Below are 22,938 nucleotides of genomic sequence, written 5' to 3' on the forward strand. Positions count from 1 at the left end.
TCTGTTTCCTTTTCAGCATTGCAAAGGTTTTACACTCAGCGCCTCCGGCACAGGGTGTTCGAGCACCCGGTAATACAGCTCTTCATATTGGCGTGTAATCACGTCGTTACAGAAGGTATATCGCGCCCGGTATAAACAAGCCTCCTTGATTTGTTCATAAAGAGTATCGTCCGTCAAGAGCATACGCGCATACGACGCCATCTGCTCCACATCCCCTATGTCTGCCAAGTACCCGGTTTCCCCATGCGTAATGAGCTCAGGTATACCGCCGGCGTTGGAAGCGATCGTCGGAACGCCGCAGGCCATTGCCTCCAGCGCCACCAAGCCGAAGCTTTCCTTCTCCGACGGGAGCAGCATAAGATCGGCAAGCGAAAGAAGCTGTGCAACATCATCTTGTTTGCCGCAGAACGTGACCCGATCCTGAATACCAAGCTCCTTCACTCTGCAAAGCACTTTAGAAAGCTCCGGCCCTTCGCCGACGAACAGTAATCTGGCCGGTATGTCACGGTGAACTTGGTCAAATATATCCACCACATCCATCACCCGCTTGACCGGACGAAAGTTCGAGATATGGATCAATATTTTTTCATCCGGTTGGGCAAATTCCTTGCGCAGCGAAGCGACCTCCCGCGGATAATACACCCGTTTGTCAACAAAGTTATATGCCAAATCGATCGGCTTCTCAATTCCGAGCAGCTGGCGAGTTTCCTGAATCAAATCTTGAGAAACCGCCGTCACCGCATCGCTTTCGTTGATGGCATACCGGATCAAATCACTGAGGGACTCATCCTGGGCCAGCACTGTAATATCGGTCCCGTGCAGTGTTGTCACCACCCTCAAATGAGAACCTACCATCTGCTTAGCCAGCAGAGCGCAAACGGCATGCGGAATCGCATAATGCACGTGGAGCAAATCAAGCTCTTCCTGCTTGACCACCTGTGCCAATTTGCTCGCCAGAGAAAGATCGTACGGCGGGTATTTAAAAACGTAATAATCGTTGACTTCTACCTCATGATAAAAAATATTTTTATCGAATTTACCCAGCCGAAACGGCATGCTATGAGTAATAAAATGAACCTGGTGCCCTTTCTCCGCAAGCAGCTTGCCGAGCTCTGTGGCTACGACTCCTGAACCGCCCAGCGTAGGATAGCACGTGATCCCGATTTTTAACCGTTCCATCCTGCGGCGCCTCCCTCGATCACACAATCGATATTTCTTCTTAAAACAACTTCGTCAAGTAAGGCAGTTTACTTATGAAGCCTTCGGCGTAAGGCACCGATCGCTGCTGACCAAGCAGTTGATCTCTGGCTTCAACCCGCTCCAGATAACCTTGATTTAACGGCGTGCGGACGTATTCATTCCCCGAGCCAGCCGCTTCGAATTGCGACCGATATGCTCTCAGCGATGAAAGCTTCTTGTCATAGACCGCAGTTACGTCTACCATAACATCCGGGTGGATCACATCATTAATAAAATAAAAGTAACTCTCTTGAACATGATGTGCTGGAGCATGCGGTACATACTTTCTAAGCTTCGCATTGAACAAAGCCTCCTGCACCAGCTTACTGCACGCGATATGATCGGGATGCCGGTCTTCCCAATAGGGGGCGAAGACGACACGCGGCTTCCATTTACGAATCTCAATCACGATGCGCTCTATATATTCCGGCACCAGATAAAGCCCGCGGTCGGGGAGCTCCAAATTGCTCCTCATCGCAAGCCCTAACCTCTCCGCCGCATCTGCCGCTTCCTGACGTCTACTCTCCACGTTTCCATTGGAAGACATCTCAGCCAAGGTCAAATCGCAAATGCCTACACGGTAGCCTGCCTCCGTATGTTTGGCTATCGTACCGCCCATTCCGATCTCTGCATCGTCCGGATGAGCGCCGAAAATCAATAAGTCTAACGTTTCCATTATGCGTCCACACCCGGTTTATATTTATGTACGAGCTCTCTCCAGGCAAAATCGCCACGATCCAGCGCCTTGACCAAAATTTCGGCCGTTGCGATATTCGTTGCGCAAGGGATACCCTGCACGTCACAAAGCCGAAGCAGCGCGATGATATCCGGCTCATGCGGTTGAGCCATCAGCGGATCACGCAGAAAAATAATCAAATCGATCTCATTCGTGGCGACCATGGCCCCGATCTGCTGGTCGCCTCCGAGTGGCCCGGACATAAAACGGTGTATTCTCAGCTTCGTGTTCTCCATTATCCGAGTTCCCGTCGTCCCTGTGGCGTAGAGATTGTGATGCTCAAAGACCGTTTCATAAGCCGTTACGAAATTAACAATTTCATCCTTCTTGCGATCATGCGCGATCAATGCGATGTTCATAGACATATCAGCCTGCTCCTCCCCAGCTCTCCCATTTCCTAGAAAACAAGGACACTCGAACGGGCTTTATCGGCCTGCTCCATGTCCTCTTCTGTACTCCTTAATCCATAAAGTGCTCAAACCCGTAAACCATACCAGTGTATTCCATAACCTTCTTAACAGCCACATTCACCCCTGGCATGTATCCGGCACGGTCATACGAATCATGGCGAATTTTAAGCGTTTGGCCAAATGAGCCAAAAATAACCTCCTGCTGGGCGAAGATGCCAGGCAAGCGAACGCTATGAATCCGGAAGCCTTGATAATATCCGCCCCGCGCGCCTTCAATCGTCTCTTCCTCTTTAGGATTCCCTTGACGAAGCTCCTCACGCACCTCGGAAATGATCTCAGCGGTTTTCACCGATGTTCCCGATGGGGCATCCAACTTCTGATCTCCATGGTACTCGATGATTTCCACGTGAGGCATGTATTTGGCCGCTTGAGCAGCAAACTTCATCATAAGGATGGCTCCGATGGAGAAATTCGGCGCGATAAGTCCTCCTATACCTTCCGCTTTACACTGCTTGTCCAGCTCTTCTATATCTTCAGGAGTAAAGCCCGTCGTACCCATCACTGGATGAACCTTGTGTTTGATCGCCAGCCGCGTATTCGCAACAGCCGACTGGGGGGTCGTGAAGTCGACCAGCACATCCGGCTTGGATTCGACCAGGGTCAGCTCCAAATCGTTCGTAACCTGAACGCCGCACGGATCGAGGCCGACGAGTCTTCCTGCATCTGTATTCGTCGTAGTACGGGATACCGCGGCCACCAATTCCAGCTCAGGATCACCTAATACCATCTTTACGACTTCACGTCCCATACGGCCGCTCGCTCCGGCCACTGCCACTTTAATTCGAGTCATTTCGTTGTTTCGTTCCTTTCCGCCTGCGATTTGAAGTTCAAACCTTTATTCATATATTGTTTCCAACTTAACTCATAATCCGTAAGAAGCCGATTCCCGATGGAATGCTGAGGGTCCAGCTTGAGAAGCTCTTTCACCGCTTTCACTGCCAAGCTGTATTCCTGAACCCGGGAATAAGCGATCCCTAGAAGGAGGAATCCCTCTATGGACAGCGGGTCCAGTTCCACTGTCTGCTGAAGCAGAGCAATCGCCAGCCACAGACGCTCATCCGACTCAACGAAAAGCTTCTCGGCTTGTATTATCAATTGTTTGGCTTGCAGATGCTGAAGATGAAATGAATAATGCTCATCCTCCGGATCAAGCCGGACCGCCTGAGTGGCATGAGATATCGCTTTCTCCAGCTTATTGCTGCGCGCAAACGTAATCGAGAGCTTATAATGATATGCGGCACACTGCGGATTCAAAGCTATGGCATGCTCAAACCAAGCAATCGCTCTTTCGAAGTCATGCTTTAAAATCGATTCATACGCTTTTTTGATGGCTGCTTCGCCGTCCATGTGACCATCTCCTTCCCAAACCGTTCGGTGCCTTGTCCCCGAGATTTGGCCTGCAGCATTAAAGGTGATGGTACAATATATGAATTAAACGAAGTTTAAGTGTTCGTTCGTGTCCAACGATCAGCATCTCGCGTGCGGAACTTATGCATGATTTTATCGTGTGCCTCCGCTAGATCAATGCCCATGGAGTTGGCAAAGCAAATCGTAATAAAAAGAATATCGCCGAGTTCCAGCTCGATAGAATTATCTTCTTCGGTGGCCTTTTTGGGCTTCTCACCATATTGATGATTCACTTCCCGGGCGAGCTCACCAACCTCCTCTGACATTCTCGCCATCATGGACAGCGGACTGAAATACCCTTCTTTGAACTGTGATATGTATTCGTGCACCTCTTGCTGGAGGTCCTTAATCGATTTGTCGGACATAGCGCCCACGTTCACCTGCCTTATAATAAATAATACTCTTATCATTAAAGAGCATTATTACCATGTTAACGCAAAACAAGGCGTCATGACAAATTTTTTTTGAAAAAGAAGGGAAACGATAACATATATCGAATTTCATGCTCATCCATAACGAACGGAGGTGAACCATGCGGCTGTCTGAAGCTTCCACTCATATCAAAAACATTGTTCCTATCTTGATCGGTACGGCGATCTATGCGTTTGGGCTTCACTATTTTGTTATATCGAATGAACTGATGGAGGGCGGATTGACGGGCGTTGCCCTGCTCATCAATTATATTTTCGGTCTCCCTCCATCTCTCACCACGCTTTGTTTAAACATTCCGCTGTTTTTTTTGGGATGGCGTATTTTAGGGAAGTCCTCCATGGCTTATACAATCATCGGCACCATTTCCTTGTCTTTTTTTCTATGGATTATGGAAATGCTGATCGGGTATGGTTGGCTTGTACCGTTTCGGACGGAGCACGACTACTTCTTGGTAACCGCTTATGCCGGATTTACATTGGGATTAGGCCTGGGCATCGTATTTCGCTTTGGGGGGACTACCGGGGGAGCTGATATTTTGGCTCGTATCACACACAAGCTGACAGGTTGGCGAATGGGACAAACTATACTGCTGATGGACGCCATCGTTATTGGCTCTTCGCTCTTCTTTTTGCCGAAAGAAAAAATTCTGTATACGTTTGTTGCCGTGTTCATCGCTTCAAAAATGATCGATATCTTGATTGAAGGAGCTTATGCTGCCAAAGCCTTTACAATTATTACCGAGCAAGCCGAACCGGTTGCTGCCGCTATTACAGCTTCACTCGACAGGGGCTCCACTTTATTACCGGCGGTAGGTGCTTATTCCAAGCAGCAGAAACATATCGTCTATTGCGTAGTAGCCCGCAGCGAAATGAAAAGGCTTAAAGACCTCGTCCGTTCCATCGACCCTCTCGCTTTCATTATCATAACGGAGGTACACGACGTAGTTGGAGAAGGCTTTAAGCCCAAGTGAAGCAACGTAAAGCTATGGCAAATCATCGCCGCCGCGGCGAACCGGAATGAGACCATCGTGCTTTTTGGAGAGCCTCCATCCGGCAAAAGCAAGCGACGACAAGATGATTATTCCGAACGTAAGCGTCCAAAGAATCGGGTTCTGCGGTGCTGCATAAGGCAAATAGGCGGTAGTTTCTCGCTTCATAAACAATTTGTCCAGCATTTGCCTCATCGGCGGGATTGCCTGGAGTACGTTCTTGAACGGCTCACCCAGATTCAGGGGCTGCGACCGGACAAATATTACAAGCGAGTCCATCTTCTCCACATCAACAGCACTTCGACCAATAAGCAGGCTAGGCTGAATGATGCCGTAATCATGTTCCAATCGGGAAGCGGCGGATTGCAAATCCAATTTATTTTGGTCTCTAGCCGCTTGTTCCAAATCGTTCACATCATCCTGCAGCCGGTCGTAGTATTGAAGCCATAACGGTTGGTTGGCATGCGTAAGCGCATCGGTTGCCAACCGAATCTTCGCTGCGGCGACTTGTCTTTCGTTCGGCTGCAGCGCCGTTGTATCCAATATGCGTTGCGCATCGGTAACCGTTCGAACGAGGGCATTCATACCATCGACTGAAGTCATCCCCTCAAAACGAATTTGATTCAGTTGATCGCTAAGCTGCTGCAGAACGATCCGGCTATCCTCGATGTCCCCTTGCAGCATTTTCTGATACATGTCTTCGGCGGTCCGGTTCAGCAGTTCTGCCCTCTGCAGTTGCTCTTGGGATGGCTTAGGGGCCTCAGCCCCATTGCCCTCCTCTTTTGCGTTTCCACTGCAGCCACCGAGCAGAGTAACACTGAGCGACACCGCTATCATCAGACCGAGCCACCTCAAGTTGAAAGCTCCGAACATCGGTACATCCCCTCCTAAGTACATCGTATGGGGGGATGTCCACATTTAGACCGATTTTGTGCGGGCCTTAACTCCGCTCCTTCCGTACTCTCAACCACCAGAGCAGCAGAGCCACGGCTATACTTGCCCAGCTTAATAAGATCGTGAATGATGCTATTTGAGCCAAGTCATCCTCCAGCACCTTCGGAAGCCATGGATAAACCCCTACGGCATAATCCATTGCGTCGTTCAGCAGTACCCAACAAGCTACGATAAGAACCGCCATCCAGCGGAAACGGTAAAACCGATAATACAAGAGCGCTTCCGCCGCCATTCCGAGGTGCGAGATTGTAAGCATCCAATCCTGCCAAACCAACAGATCTCCTTGATAAGCTCCAGCCATAATCATAGCCACGGCCCAGATTCCATATTTAAAGGAAGTGATGACGGCAAAAGCTTCTACAAAGCCACGAAACCCGCTTGAAGTCTTCCGATCCACGTCTTTTCTTCCTATGAGCATAATCAGCAGAAACCATGTAAAAAACAAACTGGCCGTAGGGCTGTCCGGAACAAAAGGGAGATAGAGCGGCGACATGTGTTCCACAGTGTACTTTAATTGATTCCCATACCATATGTATCCGTAAATCGTACCGAGGAAATTGACCCAAAACAGCATCCATAGCATAGGACGGCTGCCCAGAAATTCACGTGAGAAGAAGTAGGACCAACCCCAACCTGACAAAAGCGACACCCCCCGCTTTTTTCTTAAAAAAAACCTGACCGCATCCTACGGTCAGGTTTTTACTTGTTATTGTTTTTTCTGCTTGGACAGCCAATCGGCAAGCTGATCAATTTCGGCTTCCGTTAGACCCTTTGCGATGTTAGCATCATATTGGGCACCCATTTGGCCAATACCATTATGAATGATACCCAAAATCTCATCTTTGGAGTGTAAGTCTCCCACTCCGCGAAGCGCAGGAATCTTGGCAGCAGGCATACCCTTCAGGTCCGTACCGTGACAGGAAAGACAAGTCGACTTGGCGTAAATTTCCGCCGCCGGATCATCCGGAGCCACAATCGCAGCCGCTTGCTGTGCGGGCTGCTTAGCCCCGCCTCCACCACCTGAGGTTCCTTTGTTTGCATGCATTTCCTCTTCGCGCTTGATATGTTCAGGGATAATATTTTTCTCCTTGAGCTCAAGCTGATAGTGGTGCCAAGATACGACAGTCAAATAAATACATGCTATCAAACTCAAGAACATCAACGTAGATGCGATCGGCCGCTTGTAGAAGCGTCTTTCTTTGCCCGTATCCAAGAACGGAGCGAGCAGCAAGGCACCAAACGCAATACCTGGAACAGCAACTGTACCCAGTACTACAAAACCTTCTGAAGTATATGGGTACTTGAGAAGCTGATACATGAACAAAAAGTACCAGTCAGGCATCGGAATGAACTGTGTGTTCGTCGGATCAGCCGGATAGCCAAGCGGAGCCGCATGAGACACAGTAAGCGCTAAAATACCGACCAGCACAACAACCCCAACCATCCATTCTTTCAAAAGGAAGTTCGGAACAAATACTTCCGATTTTCCAGGGTAAGCAGAAAAATCTTGCGGAATCAATTTCGATGAGTTTACTCGAACGCGTGAATCCCCAACGTAAACGATTTTCTCGTCCGATTTATGACCTTGAGCCACGGATCGCTCCTCCTTCTCGTTTTCTTGGTAGAAAACCGTAAGCTGCAAATTTTAACGGAAATCTTATAACGGCCCGGAAATACCTTGCTTGCGAATCATGAAGAAGTGTCCTGCTAGTAGAGCCAATAATGCGCCCGGAAGGAAGAACACATGCAATGCAAAGAATCTCGTTAACGTTTGCGCCCCTACGATTTCCCCACCTTGCAGGAGGGTTTTTGCATATGGACCGATATACGGTGCGGATTCAACAATTTTAAGTGTAACGCTTGTTGCGAAATAAGCTTTATTGTCCCAAGGGAGCAAATATCCCGTCAGACCAAGACCCAGCATGACAAAGAATATCAACATCCCGACAACCCAGTTCATTTCCCGAGGAGCCTTATAGGATCCCGTAAAGAACACGCGAAGCGTATGTAGGAACATCATAACAATAACGAGACTAGCGCCCCAATGGTGCATACCCCGTACAATGACGCCAAAGGCTACCTTATGCTGCAGGTAGTCTACGCTCGCATAAGCGTTGATAATATCCGGCACGTAATACATTGTTAGGAACATACCCGACAAAATTTGTATAACTGTGATAAAGAACGTCAAGCCGCCGAAGCAATACACGAAAGCGGAAAAGTGATGAGCCGGGTTAACGTGCTCAGGCACCTCGTGGTCCGCTACGTCTCTCCACATCGGCGTGATATCCAGGCGTTCATCGATCCAGTTATAAACCGTTTTAAACATCTGATGTTACGCCTCCTTATTACACCCGTTTGTTAGGTCCGAGCTGACCAACGTACACAGAGCCGTTCTCGATCTTCACTTCATATTCGTCGAGCGGCAACGGCGATACGGCTAAAGCTTTACCGTCAATTGTGTAGTGGGCTCCATGACAAGGACAATAGTACTGGTCCTTGAATTGCGGACTGCCGTTCCAATTCACGGTGCATCCCAAGTGTTTGCACGTTGGATTCAACGCAAAGATTTTACCATCCTGGCTTTTTGCAATCCATGCTTCGAGCTCAGGATTACTTTCATACCAACCATCTACTTGATGCACTTGAAACTTGAAGGATTTCGGTACGTTCGTAACTTGAGCTTCTTCCACAACCTTCACCCATTCGGCTTGCGCCTTAGGCTGAAGAACCGGATCCACCGCAAACCGAACCATCGGAACCAGCATCCCGGCACCCATAAATGCTCCTGCTCCGCCGAGGGTGTAGGAAAGAAACTGGCGTCTGGACATTTCACGACGTCTTACAGGTTTCTCGCCGTGATGCTGCGTCTCTTGATTCGTGTGATCGTTCATTCTCGTTCTACCCCCTTTTTGCAACATATATCAGTCGTTCGACATAACTTTACACCATACACTAGGACATAACTAATAATAGCTTACACCACAAAGTGCGTCAAGAATGGAGTCCGGTTATTCCTATGCGTAACCTGAAGTGTCGAAGCTACATGTAACGAAATTGTCACAACTGGTGACGTTGGGTAAAGCTAGGCTGTTACATATAATTCTCAACATTCCCATTTATCATACATGTGTCACGAGGATGGACTTCCATTCCATAGGTTAGCCATCAACTCCGTTGCTTTCCGCTTAGCCTCATTGCCCGAAAGCCTCAGCTCATCCGGAGGGCAGCGCAGCAGAAGATCGACATGCTCCCCTACTAACTGCTTATCCCCGAGCTCCTGTTCTGACTTGGCCGTAACGACGACGACAAACCGGAAGCCGGCATTCTTGAGCCCTGCGCTTACCTGTTCAAGCAGCATCCCTTCGGGCGCTTGATGTGCGTCATTCACGAAATGCATGGCGGGATAAGTTACGATGCGCCCTTTAAAAGGAATCTCAATTAAATCAAGCGCGTCACGCAAATGCTCCAGTGCCATAGTGGTCTCCCAAGGCGTCTCTCCTCCTCCTAACCCTGTAACCGGGAGAACCGCGGTGTCCAAATACGGACGAAGCTCGTCCCAAGACTTCTCTTCAATCTCGCTAAATTTCAATGATATCACCTTCTTTCCCTTGTACCAATTTAGCACAGAAAAAAAGACATATGAAGAATCTTCATATGTCTTTCAAAAAAATGTCATGATTGGCGTTAGCTTAGTCTAAGTTGAAATCATTTACCCATGTATCGCAGCATATTCAGTTCGGTTGTTAGGGCAATAAAGGATTGTTCATCACCATTAGCCAATGCTTGATCTATTCCTTTGTACAATCTCTGCTCTTTGTATTTACGCAGGGCTTCATCAAGCACCATTTCTGCAAACAAACTCAGCATCATATCGTTTGTCACGTTCATTTTGCCCATGAGAACCTACCTCCAAACTGGGTCATGATATTCTACTTATACCACCTACTGCTTACGGCTGTCCCTCAGAAACTCAGAGCCCTTGACGCAATAGCTCTCCATGGTCCGTTTCATCCGTTCCAAATCCGTCTCCAGCAGCTCTCGAACCACTTTTGACGGAGATCCAAGAGAAAGCGTGTACGAGGGGATCGATTTGTTCTCGGTTACAAGTGTTCCTGCCCCTATTAAAGCATATTCACCGATGTTAGCACCGTTTAGTACAATCGCCCCCATGCCGATTAATGTGCCCTTGCCTACATGGCATCCATGAATGATAGCTCCATGGCCTACGGATACTTCATCTTCGATGATCAACGGTTGATCCGAATTGACATGGCCGATACAGCCGTCTTGAATGTTACTGCGCTTCCCGATCCGGATCGGGGCCAGATCTCCTCGAAGCACGGTATTATACCAAATGCTTGCTCCTTCTTCGATGACAACATCACCGATAATTTGCACACCCGGCGCTAAGAACACCGATGGATGAACCTGAGGTATAATACCGTTATAACTGTGCAGCATAAGCTGTCTCACTCCTTGTTTAAAGCCGCTTGCAGCGGAATCCCCGGTACGCAGCAGCTATCTTGAATTTTGGAGTGATTGTAGCAAGACCCTCATGCATTGTCAAACGTCAATGATAATCTTCTCTTCATCGGCAACATATGTTCCTTCAATAATTTTCCTGCCCAGCTTGGTAATCTGGATGACGCGTTCCCATCTTTCGTCTTCCCCGATCCTTACAAGTCCAAGATGCATCATCATCTGGACAATTCGCTGCTCCAGGATCGAATCGGCCGTGTCGTAGTAGAACGGCCGAATTAATGGCGTTAAAGCTTCTTTTAGTGAATGATGCGTAACCCATGTTTTAACCAGACGGTTCAGCCAATGGACTAGTGATTGAAGATTGGGAATAGGACCTTTATACAGCCTTAACCAGAAACGATAGACTTGAACCGGATCTTCTCTCTGTCCTTGATCCACCCTCTCCTTTCCCTTGGCGGTAAGAGCCAAAACTTGATTGTGCTCTGTAATCAGATCGTTGTAGTAGCAGTAATCGTAAATAAAAGAAAATCGATTGGGGTAATCCCTGAACATTCTTCCGTAGCCGAATCTCCATGCGGTTTTACCCACTACATCTTCCCTGACCGACAAACGCTCCAGAATTTGCTGCAAATTGCGTTTGTACATCACATTCTCGCCAGTCAGCATGACCTCCTGAGCTCCGAGAAAATGTAGAAAGCTCCATATGTCCTCTGTCATAAGCCTCTGCTCGTCCCGATACACCGGCGGCTCAACCGTCGTTTGAAGCTTTTGTTGAAATTGCTTAGCCAGTGTGTGGATGAACCTTGTCTTCAAGTCAGTAGGCACTTGAAACAAATAACGCGTTTGATGAGAGTATCCGCTGAACAACCATCCCCTTTGCTTGAATCGTGCAATCATCTCGCGCGGATTCCATACTGCGTCTTCATCATCCTTCGTAAAGCGGCTTTGCTGAACCCGAGCAATCAGCTCCTCTATGCTGAATGAACCGCGCTGGTCAAACAGGAGTGAGTTGAGGAAACGGATATCTTCGATCGATAAAGCTTCAACCTGAGTATCGAATACCTCCCGTCGTCCCACTGCCCACAAGATCGACTGGATGAGCTCGTTTTTCGAATGGCCGTTGCATTCGCAATTATACGTACCGGCAATGCGGCTCAGCTCATGGATATCCGCGTAGCTTAACATGTCGGCTAGATTCATGCGTTTGTCCCTCCAGAACTTCTTACTAACCATTATGGGATAATGTTCCGGATTTAAACGCATTTTGACAAAAGTAACAAAAAAAAGCAGGTGCCTATGCAATCGAATGATTTGCACAAGAACCCACTTTTTCAATTAAACACCCTGACTTTGCTGCTCCTCCAACTTCGCCAAGTGAGAAGTGCAGTTTAACAATCGACAATGCCAGACTTCTTCTTCCACTTGCTCTATAACTGTCAAAGATGTGTTTTTTAGATGCTCTTCTATCGTCCTGCCTAAATACAAAGCGAGAACAGGAGCAATATATCCCCCGTGGCTGACGATCAGAATTCGCTTGCCCCGATGATCCCGCTCCGTATCGAGAAGGAACGCCTGCCAACGCGTAAGCAGCCCCTCATCCGTTTCCAAGCCTAAATCGAGCCCCCGCCAGTTCTCTCCCCAACGCGAAAGGCGATCCTCCAATGTAGTCCCTTCTAACTGACCGAAAGCTCTCTCACGCAATCTCGAATCTACACCAATGAAAGGCGTTCCGGTCATGTCCGCTAACGTTTGAGCCGTTTCCCGCGCTCTGATCAAATCGCTGGAGATGATTCCATCCCAGTCTTCTCCTTGAAGTCTTTCGGCCAGTAAACGCGCCTGCATCCTCCCGACCTCGGCCAATGGCGTATCCATCTGTCCCTGCATACGGCCTGCCAAATTCCACTCTGTCGTACCGTGCCTAACGAGTCCAAGTGTAATCATCCAACCTCTAACATCCCTTCTCAGCTCATTCAAAAAAAAGAAACGGCCCGCGGGGGCCGGATTTTTCAGTCCGTTAAGATCTTGTTCTTGTTAACCAGTTCATAATCAGCAAGGTGCAGGTCAAACCCAACAGCGAGACGAAAAGCATATAATCCTTGACCGTCTGAATAGGTCCGACACGATACATGAAGGGCTCGTTAAATCCTTTCAGACTAGCTACCGCCGTTGGCATCGTATGTGCATTCATCGACTCCCCGCCGCTTGCCGCCACTACAACCGGGTCACCCAGCCGACCGAATACGTTGGACTCTTGAGCAAGGGGAATGCTGTCCGTGTTCATTTCGTTAATTATAGAAAAGAGGAACGTGAACACAAAGAGCGCGATGCAAAGAGAAATAACTGCTGTGAGATTGCGGCGGAGCTTGAATGAGAACAGGTGCAGCCGATCAGGAGCAGGAATACGCCAGGATTCGTCATCATAAATTCGCTTCATAACGCTGGAGGAAACCGACTTTTCCCGAGACCCTGCAGGCTCCTCATGCGCAGTCGAACGAATCAGTTGAGTACTTTCCCGCCACATATCAAATTCTTCTTCGCAAGCCTTGCAGAATTTGATATGCTCATCCACCGCCTGACGATTCAAATGATGCTCCGGCAAATCCCAATAGACGCCGAACCATTCATGTATATCTTCGCATTTCATCTTTGATTCATCCCCTCATACTCCTCAAATATAGGTTCAAGAAAGTATGGTTCCAACTGAAGCTTCACGCTAGCCCTTGCTCTGAACAACAAAGATTTGACCGAACTTACCGTCTGTCCGAGAATATTTGCAATCTCTTGATAGTCAAGCTGGTCGTATTCACGCAATATCAATGCGGATCGCTGCTTCTCAGGCAAATTATTAATGGCATCCCTTACCATGGTAACTCTCTCGTTCCGTAGTACGGTTTGCTCCGGGAGTGTGTCCAAAGATGTCTGAGGCGTATATCCGCTTTGCTCCAAAGAAACCTTTACGTTTTTATGTTTACGCAGCTCGCTTAAAACCGTATTGCGCGCAATAGTGTATAGCCAAGTGGAGAAGGTCGCTTCTACCTCACGAAACGAATGAAGGCTTCGATAGGCCTTATAGAACGTTTCATTGCAAAGATCTTCTGCCAAAGAATCCATCTGCGCGCTTTTCAGCATGTGAAAAATAAATGCCAAAATCTTACGTTCATAGCGGCGCATTAATTCATCATATAGCTGGACGTTGCCATCCTTAATTTCTCTGATCAACTGGGAATCGGTCATGCATTCGACCCTCCTTGTGATTCCTGCTTACCCCCAGCGATGCTACTTGTTTGTACTGTAAGGGGAGTATAAAAGTTGCGGTAGTTTTGAAAAAAAATGAATAATATTTCTCAGTTGCTATACTATTCGTGGTACAAGGTCAAAAATCCTGCTTTCTCGACAAGTTCGGAAGGTCTCCCAAAAAAAAGTGTACAATATATACAACGATTCAGTCATTAAATTTAAGATATGCAACTGCGGCTTACAAGATGAACATGCCCTCCATTCGATAAAAGAACAAAAAAAAGACCGCCTGATGCTTCAGGCGGTAGCACACTGTGCCATAATTCGGATAGGAGTGGAGAGAAACCATACTGTACTTTTATTATATGAATCCGTTTACAAAAAGTCAATATCTTTTTTGTAAACGTTTCCTACATTGTATTAAAAAAGACTACACGTGAATCGTGTAGTCTTTTTTTAATAATTCAAGAGCTTGATCCATATCAGATTCCTCACGGAATGATAATCTCAGAACTCCAGGTACGTCTTCCCGGCTTTCGATAATTTGAATATTACTCAGATTCACGCGATGACTTCCGAGCAGCATAGTGATTTGACCGATAACGCCCGGGTGATCCGGAACGTCAACATAAATATCATAAAAAGAATGAATGACGCCCTTTCGGCGCTCCGGCAATCCGTTGCGGAACCGGTTTGCCTTATGAAACTCCTGTTCGATGCCTTCTCCGTCACTTGCCTCCAGCAGCTTAATAAATCCGCTGACTTCTTCATTCCAATCCTTCAGCAAATTCAGCATCACCGTTTTGTTGTTGATCAAAATATCCCGCCATATGATCGGGTCACTAGAGGCAATGCGGGTAATATCACGGAAACCGCCAGCGGCCAAATTCTGATAAAGCTCGTTCGATTCGTTATAGCGAGCCACCTGATTGACCAGCGCTACCGCAATAATATGCGGGAGATGGCTGATTGCGCCCACGATTTCATCGTGAAGCCTGGCATCTACCTTCACAATGTGCGCTCTGGTCCATTGAAGCAGCTCGACCAAGCGTCCATAGGCTTCCTCAAGCGTGTCTTCTGCCGGTGTCAAGACGTAGTACGCATTCTCAAACAAGTGAGAGGTAGCGGCTTCTACACCGGATTTTTCCTTGCCAGCCATTGGATGGCCGCCGATAAAGGATCCACCCTGCAGCTTCAGTCTTGACGCGTATTCTGCTACAGAAGCCTTGGTACTGCCGACATCGGTGATGATACAGCCCGGCTTCAGCGGAATAGAGGACAGCTTGTTTAGATATGGCTCCAAATTCCCTACAGGAACGCACAGAAAAATAAAATCCGCGCCTTCTGCGGCTTCCTCAAACGAGGTCGTGGCATGATCGACCACTTCTCGTTTTAAGTACTTTTCTACGGAAAGCGGGTTGCCTGAATGACCTACAACCGTTAACCCCGGTTTACCTTTAAAGCACAGGGCGAGCGATCCTCCGATCAACCCAACGCCGTAAATTGCGATTTTGGTCATGAAACTGAAACCGTCACTTCGCTCATTACTTGCTCCAACGCCTCAAGGAATTTACGGTTTTGCTCCTCGCTCCCTACCGTAACACGGATCTTAGTCGGGTAGCCCCAGCTTGGGTCATGACGAACAATGATGCCTCTGCTTAGTAAGCCTTGAAATACCTCTTGACCCGGGCGCTTCACATCAATCATGATGAAATTTCCATTAGCCTCAAAGTATGGCAAACCCAACTTATCTAATTCGGCTGTCACTTGCTGAATTCCAGCGGCATTCGCATCACGGCACGAGTTGATAAACTCGTGATCCTGCAATGCGGCAAGCCCGGCTTTCTGTGCAAAGCTCGTCGTATTGAATGGTTCACGTACCTGGTTAATTGAACGGACCACATCCGGATGACCGATACCAAAACCGATGCGCAAAGACGCCAAACCAAATATTTTGGAAAACGTGCGAAGCACGACGATGTTTTTGTATTTGTCCAGCAGAGATATGCTATCCGGGTAATCCCCGTTAACGGTGTATTCCGCATAAGCTTCATCGAGAACAACCATGACCTGATTTGGAACGGATTCTATGAAGGATACGATTTCCTGTTCACTTAATATGGTACCCGTCGGGTTATTCGGGTTGCAGATCCAAATAATTTTTGTACGCTCGTTTACTTTACCCAGCATCGCCGCCAGATCATGCTTTCCGTTTGCATCCACCGGGACTTCGATGAAGGTTGCCCCTTCGATTTCCGCATTATGCTTGTACTGCGGAAAAGTAGGAAACGCTCCGATTGTTTCGTCATTTGGCGTCAAGAAGGCACGAGCAATCATCAGAATCACTTCATCGGAACCCGCTCCGAAAATGACCTGATTTGGCTTTACTCCAAAATGCTCAGCCACCGCATTCGTTAGCTCCACGGCTCCGCCGTCCGGATAAATGCTGACTTGATCGAGCAATGAAACAATGGCTTCTTTCGCCTTTGGGGAACATCCAAACGGATTCTCATTGGAAGCCAGCTTGATTACATCGGTAAGTCCCAACTCCCGTTTTACTTCACTAATCGGTTTTCCCGGCTGATACACCGGAAGATGTACAATATTTTGTTTAGGCTGCACTTCGGTTGTCACCTCGTTATAGGATGGATGAATAAGAATAGGAAATCAGTTCCCCATCAATTTTCGCACAAATTCGTGAATTTGCAAGAGGCCTTGCGATTTTGTCGTTGCTTGTTCCAGAAGCGGCAGCGATTCTTCCACTTTCCTCACCAATGCGCTTCCCACGACAATTCCGTCGCAGATCTCGGCAAAACGGGCATATTGCTCAGGCGTGGAAATGCCGAAGCCGACAGCGATCGGGAGTTTTGTAGCTGCTTTTACGGTTTGCAGAAACTCGTCGATGCCAATGTGAAACTCCGTTCGTGTTCCCGTCACACCTAGCGAAGAGACGCAATATACAAAACCGCTTGCCCGCGAGGCGATTCGCTGCACACGCTCCTTGGAGGTCGGAGCTACAAGCGGAATCAAATGGATGCCGTGCTTCTCGGCTAACGCGCGAACCTCCTGATCCTCCTCCATAGGCAGATCCGGAATGATCAACCCGCTGATGTCGCTTTCCTGTAGAAGCGGAAAAATCCGGTCCAGACCCGTTTGCAGAACGGGATTGAAGTATGTGAACAAAATAAAAGGCAGCTCGCAGCCTTCGCTTCGGGCTTGTTTGGCAGCTCCGATACAATCCAGGATCGTGATGCGGTTTGCTTTCAAGGCCCGCATGGAAGACTTCTGAATCACGGGGCCGTCGGCAAGCGGATCCGAATAAGGTACGCCCAGCTCAACCATGGCTGCTCCCGCTTTTTCAAGTTCCTTGATCACATCAATCGAAGTCCGAACATCTGGATCCCCGATCGTCAAGAACGGGATGAAGGCTGGTTTTTTTTGTTCCCGCAGCTCGGCAAATTTCCGATCAATGCGATTCATCTGCATTTCCCCCCAAATAACTCATGATGGCTTCAACGTCTTTATCTCCGCGGCCGGAGAGACTGACTACAATCATCTGATCCTTCCCCATTGCCGGGGCCCGCTTGATGGTCTCGGCTATCGCATGTGCGCTCTCCAGCGCTGGAATAATTCCTTCCTTACGGCTGAGCAGCTGCAGCGCATCTAAAGCTTCTTGGTCCGTAATCGGGACATATTCCGCGCGTCCAGTATCCTTCAAATGCGAATGCTCCGGTCCGATCCCCGGATAGTCGAGTCCAGCGGAGATGGAATGAGCCTCCTGCACTTGTCCGTGCTCGTCCTGAAGAAGATAGCTATAGGAGCCCTGGAATACTCCTTTGCTTCCTTTCGTCATCGTAGCAGCATGTTTATCGGTCTCTACACCGCGTCCTGCTGCCTCTACACCGATCAATCGGACGCTCTCGTCGTTCACGAACGGATAAAACATGCCGATCGCGTTGCTCCCGCCGCCTACGGCAGCAATTACCGTATCCGGAAGCCTGCCTTCCATCTCAAGGATTTGCTTGCGCGATTCGTCACCGATAATGCGCTGGAAGTCGCGAACCATCATCGGGTAAGGGTGAGGACCGGTTGCCGATCCCAGGATGTAGAAAGTGTCGTCTACATGGCTGACCCAATAACGAAGTGTTTCATTGCACGCATCCTTCAGTGTGCGCGTGCCTGATGTAACTGGAACCACTTCCGTTCCAAGCAAGTTCATCCGGAACACATTCAGCTGCTGACGTTTCATATCTTCCTCGCCCATGAACACCTTGCACTCAAAGCCCATCAGCGCCGCAACGGTAGCCGTCGCCACGCCGTGCTGACCAGCGCCGGTTTCGGCAATAATTTTCGTTTTGCCCATCCATTTGGCCAAAAGCCCCTGTCCAAGGGCATTGTTGATTTTGTGCGCTCCGGTGTGGTTTAAATCTTCCCGCTTCAGGTAGATCTTTGCTCCGCCCAAATGCTCCGTCAGACGTCCGGCGTAATAAAGCGACGTCGGTCTTCCGGAATAACGGTGCAGCCAATAATTCAGCTCCTCCTGGAATTTCTCGTCCTTGGCATACTTCTTAAAGGCATCCTCCAGCTCAATCAATGCGTTCATCAGCGTTTCTGGCACATAACGTCCGCCGAATTTGCCGAAGCGGCCATGCTCATCCGGTCCATTAAACATTTGCTTTCACCCTTTCGACAAAAGTTGTAATTTTTCCGATATCTTTCACTCCGTCGGTCTCTACCCCGCTGGATACATCCACTCCGTCAGGAGCATATTCATCGATCAGCCCCCGCACATTGTCCGGCTGAAGCCCGCCGGCCACCAGAAGAGGAATGGCGGCTTCACGGCACCACTCCTGATAGGGAGGAATCATTTCCCAAGCAAACGTCTTGCCGGAGCCTCCCCCATATACCGGATCGAACGTATCCAGCAGCATACCGTCTACCGTACCGCGATAGGGCACCAACCGGTCGCGGACAGACTCTGCTGTGTTTGCGGTTGGCATGGATGCCGAGACGGTATGTACTTTGAACACCTGAATCTCTGGAAATGAATTCTTCACGGAAAGACAGAACTCCGGACTCTCCTGTCCATGAAGCTGAACCACGTCAAGCGCTGCTTCGCGAAGCACGTCCCCCAGCTCGTCCAAGCTCGGATTTACAAAGACACCCACGGCTTGAGGCCGATGTCCCCCCGATTGCAATCGACGAAGCATCGCTCCGGCTTGGCTTGGCGTAACCTGTCTTTTGCTCCGCGCAAATACAAAACCGACGTAATCAACGGGCAATCCGGCTACCTTCTCCGCCATTTCCTCCGTTTGCAACCCGCATATTTTTACGCTGACCATCGGACGCCTCACTCCTTGACCGGTTCTACGTCGGTATAAGCTCCCATCAAACCGTGAACCGCTGCCGAAACATCCGGCAAGCGCATGAAATGCTCACCCACCAGCACTGCATGGGAGCCTACAGATAGGAGCCAGTCGATCTCTTCAGCTTTGGATATTCCGCTCTCACTAACGACGGTAACCCCTTCAGGGATTAGCTTGACCAGCTCCTCCGTTATACGAAGATCGGTGACGAACGTTTTGAGGTTGCGGTTATTGATCCCCACCATTGTAGGCTGAAGCTCCAGCACACGCTCCAGCTCTTCTTGATCGTGCACCTCGATCAGCACGTCCAATCCAATGCCTCTTGCGATCGATTGAAACTCCTTCAATTGCGCGGTCGTCAGAATTGCTGCGATCAATAGAATCGCATCGGCTCCAATACAACGCGCTTCATAGATTTGATGCGGATCGATGGTAAAATCTTTACGTAACAACGGAACGCGCACAGCTTCGCGAACCCGTGTTAAATAATCGTTAGAACCCTGAAAATACTGAACATCGGTCAAGACCGAGATGCAATCCGCACCAGCCTGCTCATACGCCTTCGCCAGACGGACAGGCTCAAAATCATCACGGATCAAGCCCTTGGACGGCGAGGCCTTCTTCACTTCCGCAATCAAACCCATGGAACGCTTGCGGCCGGAGCTCAATGCCCGCTCAAACCCGAGGCAATCGGGAAGCTCCGCGATCCGCTTCTCCATTGCCGCTATGGTGATGCTCTCTTTAAGCAGTTCAACTTCCTGTTTTTTGGTAATGACAATTCGATCAAGAAACATGGCTCACTTCTCCCGTACATTGGACTAATTGTTCCAGCTTTTCCTTGGCCCGGCCGGAGTCGATAACTTGAGCCGCCAGATTCACGCCTTCCCGCAGTGTATTACTGAAGCCGGTCACATAGAAGCATGCGCCAGCGTTTGCCAGTACGACATCCCTGCAGGCGCCTGGTGCGCCGGAGAAGATGCTGCGGATGATCTCCGCATTCACCCCTGCGTCTCCACCAACTACATCCTTGAGGCTGTAACCCTTCAGCCCCAGCTCTTCCGGGGTAATTTCAAACGTACGGATGTCGCCGTCCTTCAGTTCCGTCACCTGGGTCGCATCTGAAATGCTGATTTCGTCAAGCCCGTCCAGGCTGGCCACAACCAAGGAGCGTTTCACACCTAGGGCCAACATCACATGAGCGATCGTTTCCGTCTTGCCGCGATCAAAAACACCCAGCACCTGCCGGTCCGCGCTCGCCGGATTCGTGAGGGGTCCAAGCAAATTGAACACCGTACGGAAGCCAAGTTCTCTTCTGGATGCAGCCACATGCTTCATCGATTGATGATACAGCTGCGCAAACATGAAGCAAATACCGACCTCTTCCAGGCAGCGAGCCGCTTGGTTCTCGTCCAACTGAATATTGACTCCGAGTGCCTCAAGAACATCAGCGCTGCCGCTTTTGCTCGACATCGCCCGGTTTCCATGCTTCGCCACTCGAACTCCCCCCGCCGCGGCTACAATCGCCGCTGTCGTAGAGATGTTAAAGGTGTCGGCGCCGTCTCCTCCGGTTCCGCACGTATCCAGCAGATTCTCCTGCCTGGTGAGCAGTACCCGGTTGGCCTTAGCACGCATCGCCTCAGCAAACCCGGTGATTTCCTCAATCGTCTCGCCCTTCATGCGGAGTCCGGTGAGCATGGCTCCGATCTGTGTCGGCGTCGCTCCTCCTTCCATGATGTGAGACATGACATCCCGCGCCTCCGCCCGAGTCAGGTTCGAGAGTCCGATAATTTTGTGTATCGCTTGCTGCACAGTCAATAGTTGTTGGTCCAACGTATTCGCCCCCCCCATAATTCGAAATCCTAATTTTCCTTATTGATAATAATCTTGGTTGATCGCTACGTATTCGTTCGGCTTCGAAGCGAATGCCACTTCAGCCGTTCGGATCGATTTCAGCATTCCTTTGGCTTTGTTCACCGTCTCCTCGTACTCGTTCTCCGGAATGGAATCCCATACGATACCCGCTCCCGCTTGAACATAAGCTTTGCCATTTTTGAAGATGATCGTCCGAATCGTAATGCACGTGTCGAGGTTGCCTGAGAAACCAAGATATCCGATTGCTCCTGCATATGCGCCACGAGCTTCGTTCTCCAGCTCAGCAATAATCTCCATCGCTCTCAGCTTCGGAGCTCCCGATACGGTGCCTGCAGGCAAGCAGGAAATGAACGCATCGTAGAAATCTTTGTCCGCCGCCAGCTGACCTGACACGTTAGAAACAATATGCATCACATGAGAATAGCGCTCGATTTGCATGAATGTGTCGCATTTCACCGTACCGAATTCCGACACGCGGCCTATATCGTTGCGACCCAAATCTACCAGCATCAAATGCTCCGCCCGCTCTTTCTCATCTGCGAGCAATTCCTTCTCCAGCAGCAGATCCTCTTCCGGCGTGCGCCCGCGAGGACGGGTGCCGGCAATCGGACGTGTCTCCACTTTCTCATCCTCAACCCGGACAAGAAGTTCCGGTGAAGTGCCGACAATCACTTCGTCGTCCATCTTAAGGCAGTACATGTAGGGTGACGGATTCATCGTCCGCAGGATGCGGTACACATGAAGCGGCGAGACGTCCGTTTCGATCTCAAACCGCTGGGAAAGCACCACTTGAAAAATATCGCCGGCGCGAATGTATTCCTTCGCTTGATTCACATTCGCGATAAACTGCTCTTTCGTCAAATTGGACTTCACCTCGCCCAAATCGACGTCGTCCGGAATTGGCCGATGTGTCATGGACATAGCCGGCAGCGGACGCTTCAACCGTTCAATGGTGGCGTCGATTTTAGCGCAAGTTTTCTCGTAAGCTCGGACAATATCGCTATCCGTACCATACGGGGGAACATGGACATTGGCAATTATTTTAAGCTGCTGTTTAAAATGATCGAAAACGATAACTTGGTCGCAGAACATGAACTGGATGTCGTTCATTTGCAGGTCGTCTTTCCGATGCTTCGGCAGCTTCTCATAATACTGCAGCAGGTCATATCCGAAAAACCCGACCGCTCCGCCCGTGAATCGCGGCAAATCTGGCAGCGAAGGACTCTTGTAATTACGGAGATAGGCCTTCAATATGTCCACAGGCTTTTCCTTCGACGTCGTCGTGCCCTCAGGACCGTCGATCTCCGTCACACCGTGCTTGGCCCGAATCATCATGAAAGGATCCGTACCGATGAAGGAGTATCGCGCCCATTTCACGCCGCCCTCAACGCTTTCCAGCAAGAACGACCGATTCTCCTCGTAAAAATGTTGAAACACGCGAATCGGTGTCTCCGTGTCCGCTATCAGATTGCGAACGACGGGAATCAGGTTGTAATCCTTCGCGAGCCGAATGACTTCCTTCGCTTCCGGTGTGTACATGTTCATCTCTCCTCTTCTCACCCTGGGACTTGCTTCTGTTTTAAAAAACAAAAAAAGCCTCTACATCAAGTAGAGGCGGTAATTCAGCGGATGATCGGTCAGGCCCAAAGAAAACAGCTTCATGGCAGCACGAAAAAAGCATAAAAATCAATAAATGCCCAAATCGAAACCGTGCTGCTGCAACGAAAAAACTTTCTTTGAACGAAAAACGCT

27 protein-coding genes are annotated in these 22,938 nt (G+C 49.3%); 1 reads left to right on the plus strand and 26 read right to left on the minus strand.

All coding sequences use genetic code 11. The features are described from left to right. Window positions 1-12: 12 nt before the first annotated feature. The 6 genes from bshA to JOE45_RS05980 all read right to left on the minus strand — a co-directional run bounded on the left by bshA (window position 13) and on the right by JOE45_RS05980 (window position 4,217). Entirely contained in the window at window positions 13-1,179 is a 1,167-nt protein-coding gene (gene bshA / locus JOE45_RS05955) for an N-acetyl-alpha-D-glucosaminyl L-malate synthase BshA (RefSeq protein WP_210021069.1), read from the minus strand. A 40-nt stretch (window positions 1,180-1,219) separates the two neighbouring features. Then, the gene (gene bshB1 / locus JOE45_RS05960; protein ID WP_210021068.1) at window positions 1,220-1,915 is read right to left on the minus strand and encodes a bacillithiol biosynthesis deacetylase BshB1; all 696 of its coding nucleotides are present in this window, start codon (window positions 1,913-1,915) and stop codon (window positions 1,220-1,222) included. After that, window positions 1,915-2,334 (minus strand): methylglyoxal synthase, encoded by a 420-nt coding sequence (locus JOE45_RS05965; RefSeq protein ID WP_210023395.1) that lies wholly within the window; start codon window positions 2,332-2,334, stop codon window positions 1,915-1,917. The genes bshB1 and JOE45_RS05965 overlap by 1 nt, the downstream gene beginning before the upstream one ends. A 100-nt stretch (window positions 2,335-2,434) precedes the next feature. After that, window positions 2,435-3,235 (minus strand): 4-hydroxy-tetrahydrodipicolinate reductase, encoded by an 801-nt coding sequence (dapB, locus tag JOE45_RS05970; RefSeq protein WP_210021067.1) that lies wholly within the window; start codon window positions 3,233-3,235, stop codon window positions 2,435-2,437. Further along, window positions 3,232-3,792 (minus strand): tetratricopeptide repeat protein, encoded by a 561-nt coding sequence (locus JOE45_RS05975; RefSeq protein ID WP_210021066.1) that lies wholly within the window; start codon window positions 3,790-3,792, stop codon window positions 3,232-3,234. The genes dapB and JOE45_RS05975 overlap by 4 nt, the downstream gene beginning before the upstream one ends. Before the next feature lie 95 nt (window positions 3,793-3,887). Next, complete coding sequence (locus tag JOE45_RS05980; protein WP_210021065.1) at window positions 3,888-4,217, minus strand: nucleotide pyrophosphohydrolase; 330 nt, start codon at window positions 4,215-4,217, stop codon at window positions 3,888-3,890. Window positions 4,218-4,384: 167 nt separating this feature from the next. Here JOE45_RS05980 and JOE45_RS05985 point away from each other — a divergent pair, with 167 nt between their 5' ends. Continuing rightward, the gene (locus tag JOE45_RS05985) at window positions 4,385-5,254 is read left to right on the plus strand and encodes a YitT family protein (RefSeq protein ID WP_210021064.1); all 870 of its coding nucleotides are present in this window, start codon (window positions 4,385-4,387) and stop codon (window positions 5,252-5,254) included. A gap of 12 nt (window positions 5,255-5,266) precedes the next feature. Here JOE45_RS05985 and JOE45_RS05990 read toward each other — a convergent pair whose 3' ends face one another. The 20 genes from JOE45_RS05990 to trpE form a co-directional block, all read right to left on the minus strand. Next, window positions 5,267-6,145 (minus strand): sporulation protein YpjB, encoded by an 879-nt coding sequence (locus JOE45_RS05990; protein ID WP_210021063.1) that lies wholly within the window; start codon window positions 6,143-6,145, stop codon window positions 5,267-5,269. A gap of 67 nt (window positions 6,146-6,212) precedes the next feature. Continuing rightward, window positions 6,213-6,866: a DUF1405 domain-containing protein gene (locus JOE45_RS05995; RefSeq protein ID WP_245246697.1), complete on the minus strand. Its 654-nt coding sequence runs from the start codon at window positions 6,864-6,866 to the stop codon at window positions 6,213-6,215. A 66-nt stretch (window positions 6,867-6,932) separates the two neighbouring features. After that, window positions 6,933-7,820 (minus strand): c-type cytochrome, encoded by an 888-nt coding sequence (locus JOE45_RS06000; RefSeq protein WP_210021062.1) that lies wholly within the window; start codon window positions 7,818-7,820, stop codon window positions 6,933-6,935. A 63-nt stretch (window positions 7,821-7,883) separates the two neighbouring features. Beyond that, complete coding sequence (gene qcrB, locus JOE45_RS06005; protein WP_210021060.1) at window positions 7,884-8,555, minus strand: menaquinol-cytochrome c reductase cytochrome b subunit; 672 nt, start codon at window positions 8,553-8,555, stop codon at window positions 7,884-7,886. Between the two features lie 19 nt (window positions 8,556-8,574). Continuing rightward, window positions 8,575-9,120: a QcrA and Rieske domain-containing protein gene (locus JOE45_RS06010; RefSeq protein WP_210021059.1), complete on the minus strand. Its 546-nt coding sequence runs from the start codon at window positions 9,118-9,120 to the stop codon at window positions 8,575-8,577. Window positions 9,121-9,359: 239 nt separating this feature from the next. Next, window positions 9,360-9,818 (minus strand): DUF2487 family protein, encoded by a 459-nt coding sequence (locus tag JOE45_RS06015; protein ID WP_210021058.1) that lies wholly within the window; start codon window positions 9,816-9,818, stop codon window positions 9,360-9,362. 116 nt (window positions 9,819-9,934) lie between these two features. Then, window positions 9,935-10,126, minus strand: coding sequence for an IDEAL domain-containing protein (locus JOE45_RS06020; RefSeq protein WP_210021057.1), 192 nt, complete (start codon window positions 10,124-10,126; stop codon window positions 9,935-9,937). Between the two features lie 45 nt (window positions 10,127-10,171). Beyond that, window positions 10,172-10,690, minus strand: coding sequence for a gamma carbonic anhydrase family protein (locus JOE45_RS06025; protein ID WP_210021056.1), 519 nt, complete (start codon window positions 10,688-10,690; stop codon window positions 10,172-10,174). A 102-nt stretch (window positions 10,691-10,792) separates the two neighbouring features. Beyond that, window positions 10,793-11,911: a hypothetical protein gene (locus JOE45_RS06030; protein ID WP_210021055.1), complete on the minus strand. Its 1,119-nt coding sequence runs from the start codon at window positions 11,909-11,911 to the stop codon at window positions 10,793-10,795. A gap of 135 nt (window positions 11,912-12,046) precedes the next feature. Next, window positions 12,047-12,652 (minus strand): histidine phosphatase family protein, encoded by a 606-nt coding sequence (locus JOE45_RS06035; protein WP_210021054.1) that lies wholly within the window; start codon window positions 12,650-12,652, stop codon window positions 12,047-12,049. A gap of 73 nt (window positions 12,653-12,725) precedes the next feature. Next, a complete protein-coding gene (locus JOE45_RS06040) occupies window positions 12,726-13,355 on the minus strand; it encodes an anti-sigma factor family protein (protein ID WP_210021052.1) in 630 nt (209 codons plus the stop codon). Beyond that, the gene (locus JOE45_RS06045; protein ID WP_210021051.1) at window positions 13,352-13,945 is read right to left on the minus strand and encodes an RNA polymerase sigma factor; all 594 of its coding nucleotides are present in this window, start codon (window positions 13,943-13,945) and stop codon (window positions 13,352-13,354) included. Before JOE45_RS06045 ends, JOE45_RS06040 begins: the two co-directional genes overlap by 4 nt. Before the next feature lie 433 nt (window positions 13,946-14,378). After that, the gene (locus JOE45_RS06050) at window positions 14,379-15,467 is read right to left on the minus strand and encodes a prephenate dehydrogenase (protein ID WP_210021050.1); all 1,089 of its coding nucleotides are present in this window, start codon (window positions 15,465-15,467) and stop codon (window positions 14,379-14,381) included. Continuing rightward, complete coding sequence (hisC, locus tag JOE45_RS06055; RefSeq protein WP_210021049.1) at window positions 15,464-16,570, minus strand: histidinol-phosphate transaminase; 1,107 nt, start codon at window positions 16,568-16,570, stop codon at window positions 15,464-15,466. Before hisC ends, JOE45_RS06050 begins: the two co-directional genes overlap by 4 nt. Window positions 16,571-16,615: 45 nt before the next feature. Further along, window positions 16,616-17,428 carry a tryptophan synthase subunit alpha gene (gene trpA, locus JOE45_RS06060; protein WP_210021048.1) on the minus strand — a complete coding sequence of 271 codons (813 nt, stop codon included), beginning with the start codon at window positions 17,426-17,428 and terminating at the stop codon, window positions 16,616-16,618. After that, window positions 17,415-18,620 carry a tryptophan synthase subunit beta gene (gene trpB, locus JOE45_RS06065; protein ID WP_210021047.1) on the minus strand — a complete coding sequence of 402 codons (1,206 nt, stop codon included), beginning with the start codon at window positions 18,618-18,620 and terminating at the stop codon, window positions 17,415-17,417. Before trpB ends, trpA begins: the two co-directional genes overlap by 14 nt. Next, the gene (locus tag JOE45_RS06070) at window positions 18,613-19,290 is read right to left on the minus strand and encodes a phosphoribosylanthranilate isomerase (protein ID WP_210021046.1); all 678 of its coding nucleotides are present in this window, start codon (window positions 19,288-19,290) and stop codon (window positions 18,613-18,615) included. The genes trpB and JOE45_RS06070 overlap by 8 nt, the downstream gene beginning before the upstream one ends. A gap of 8 nt (window positions 19,291-19,298) precedes the next feature. Beyond that, window positions 19,299-20,108: an indole-3-glycerol phosphate synthase TrpC gene (gene trpC / locus JOE45_RS06075; RefSeq protein ID WP_210021045.1), complete on the minus strand. Its 810-nt coding sequence runs from the start codon at window positions 20,106-20,108 to the stop codon at window positions 19,299-19,301. Further along, window positions 20,098-21,144 (minus strand): anthranilate phosphoribosyltransferase, encoded by a 1,047-nt coding sequence (gene trpD / locus JOE45_RS06080; RefSeq protein WP_210021044.1) that lies wholly within the window; start codon window positions 21,142-21,144, stop codon window positions 20,098-20,100. The genes trpC and trpD overlap by 11 nt, the downstream gene beginning before the upstream one ends. A gap of 39 nt (window positions 21,145-21,183) precedes the next feature. Beyond that, complete coding sequence (trpE, locus tag JOE45_RS06085; RefSeq protein WP_210021043.1) at window positions 21,184-22,725, minus strand: anthranilate synthase component I; 1,542 nt, start codon at window positions 22,723-22,725, stop codon at window positions 21,184-21,186. Window positions 22,726-22,938 lie beyond the last annotated feature (213 nt).

The sequence above is a fragment of the Paenibacillus sp. PvR098 genome (assembly GCF_017833255.1).
GTDB lineage: Bacteria > Bacillota > Bacilli > Paenibacillales > NBRC-103111 > Paenibacillus_G.

Bases quoted from the DNA above. Each gene is read 5' to 3' on its own strand.
- trpA (WP_210021048.1), bottom strand. From the start codon at position 17,428: ATGAATCGCATTGATCGGAAATTTGCCGAGCTGCGGGAACAAAAAAAA.
- JOE45_RS06035 (WP_210021054.1), bottom strand. From the start codon at position 12,652: ATGATTACACTTGGACTCGTTAGGCACGGTACGACAGAGTGGAATTTG.
- JOE45_RS05990 (WP_210021063.1), bottom strand. From the start codon at position 6,145: ATGTTCGGAGCTTTCAACTTGAGGTGGCTCGGTCTGATGATAGCGGTG.
- trpE (WP_210021043.1), bottom strand. From the start codon at position 22,725: ATGTACACACCGGAAGCGAAGGAAGTCATTCGGCTCGCGAAGGATTAC.
- JOE45_RS06010 (WP_210021059.1), bottom strand. From the start codon at position 9,120: ATGAACGATCACACGAATCAAGAGACGCAGCATCACGGCGAGAAACCT.
- JOE45_RS05980 (WP_210021065.1), bottom strand. From the start codon at position 4,217: ATGTCCGACAAATCGATTAAGGACCTCCAGCAAGAGGTGCACGAATAC.
- JOE45_RS06040 (WP_210021052.1), bottom strand. From the start codon at position 13,355: ATGAAATGCGAAGATATACATGAATGGTTCGGCGTCTATTGGGATTTG.
- JOE45_RS06070 (WP_210021046.1), bottom strand. From the start codon at position 19,290: ATGGTCAGCGTAAAAATATGCGGGTTGCAAACGGAGGAAATGGCGGAG.
- JOE45_RS06050 (WP_210021050.1), bottom strand. From the start codon at position 15,467: ATGACCAAAATCGCAATTTACGGCGTTGGGTTGATCGGAGGATCGCTC.
- JOE45_RS05965 (WP_210023395.1), bottom strand. From the start codon at position 2,334: ATGAACATCGCATTGATCGCGCATGATCGCAAGAAGGATGAAATTGTT.
- qcrB (WP_210021060.1), bottom strand. From the start codon at position 8,555: ATGTTTAAAACGGTTTATAACTGGATCGATGAACGCCTGGATATCACG.
- trpB (WP_210021047.1), bottom strand. From the start codon at position 18,620: ATGTTTAATGGACCGGATGAGCATGGCCGCTTCGGCAAATTCGGCGGA.
- trpC (WP_210021045.1), bottom strand. From the start codon at position 20,108: ATGTTTCTTGATCGAATTGTCATTACCAAAAAACAGGAAGTTGAACTG.
- JOE45_RS06025 (WP_210021056.1), bottom strand. From the start codon at position 10,690: ATGCTGCACAGTTATAACGGTATTATACCTCAGGTTCATCCATCGGTG.
- bshA (WP_210021069.1), bottom strand. From the start codon at position 1,179: ATGGAACGGTTAAAAATCGGGATCACGTGCTATCCTACGCTGGGCGGT.
- bshB1 (WP_210021068.1), bottom strand. From the start codon at position 1,915: ATGGAAACGTTAGACTTATTGATTTTCGGCGCTCATCCGGACGATGCA.
- JOE45_RS05985 (WP_210021064.1), top strand. From the start codon at position 4,385: ATGCGGCTGTCTGAAGCTTCCACTCATATCAAAAACATTGTTCCTATC.
- JOE45_RS05975 (WP_210021066.1), bottom strand. From the start codon at position 3,792: ATGGACGGCGAAGCAGCCATCAAAAAAGCGTATGAATCGATTTTAAAG.
- dapB (WP_210021067.1), bottom strand. From the start codon at position 3,235: ATGACTCGAATTAAAGTGGCAGTGGCCGGAGCGAGCGGCCGTATGGGA.
- JOE45_RS06030 (WP_210021055.1), bottom strand. From the start codon at position 11,911: ATGAATCTAGCCGACATGTTAAGCTACGCGGATATCCATGAGCTGAGC.
- JOE45_RS06020 (WP_210021057.1), bottom strand. From the start codon at position 10,126: ATGGGCAAAATGAACGTGACAAACGATATGATGCTGAGTTTGTTTGCA.
- JOE45_RS06045 (WP_210021051.1), bottom strand. From the start codon at position 13,945: ATGACCGATTCCCAGTTGATCAGAGAAATTAAGGATGGCAACGTCCAG.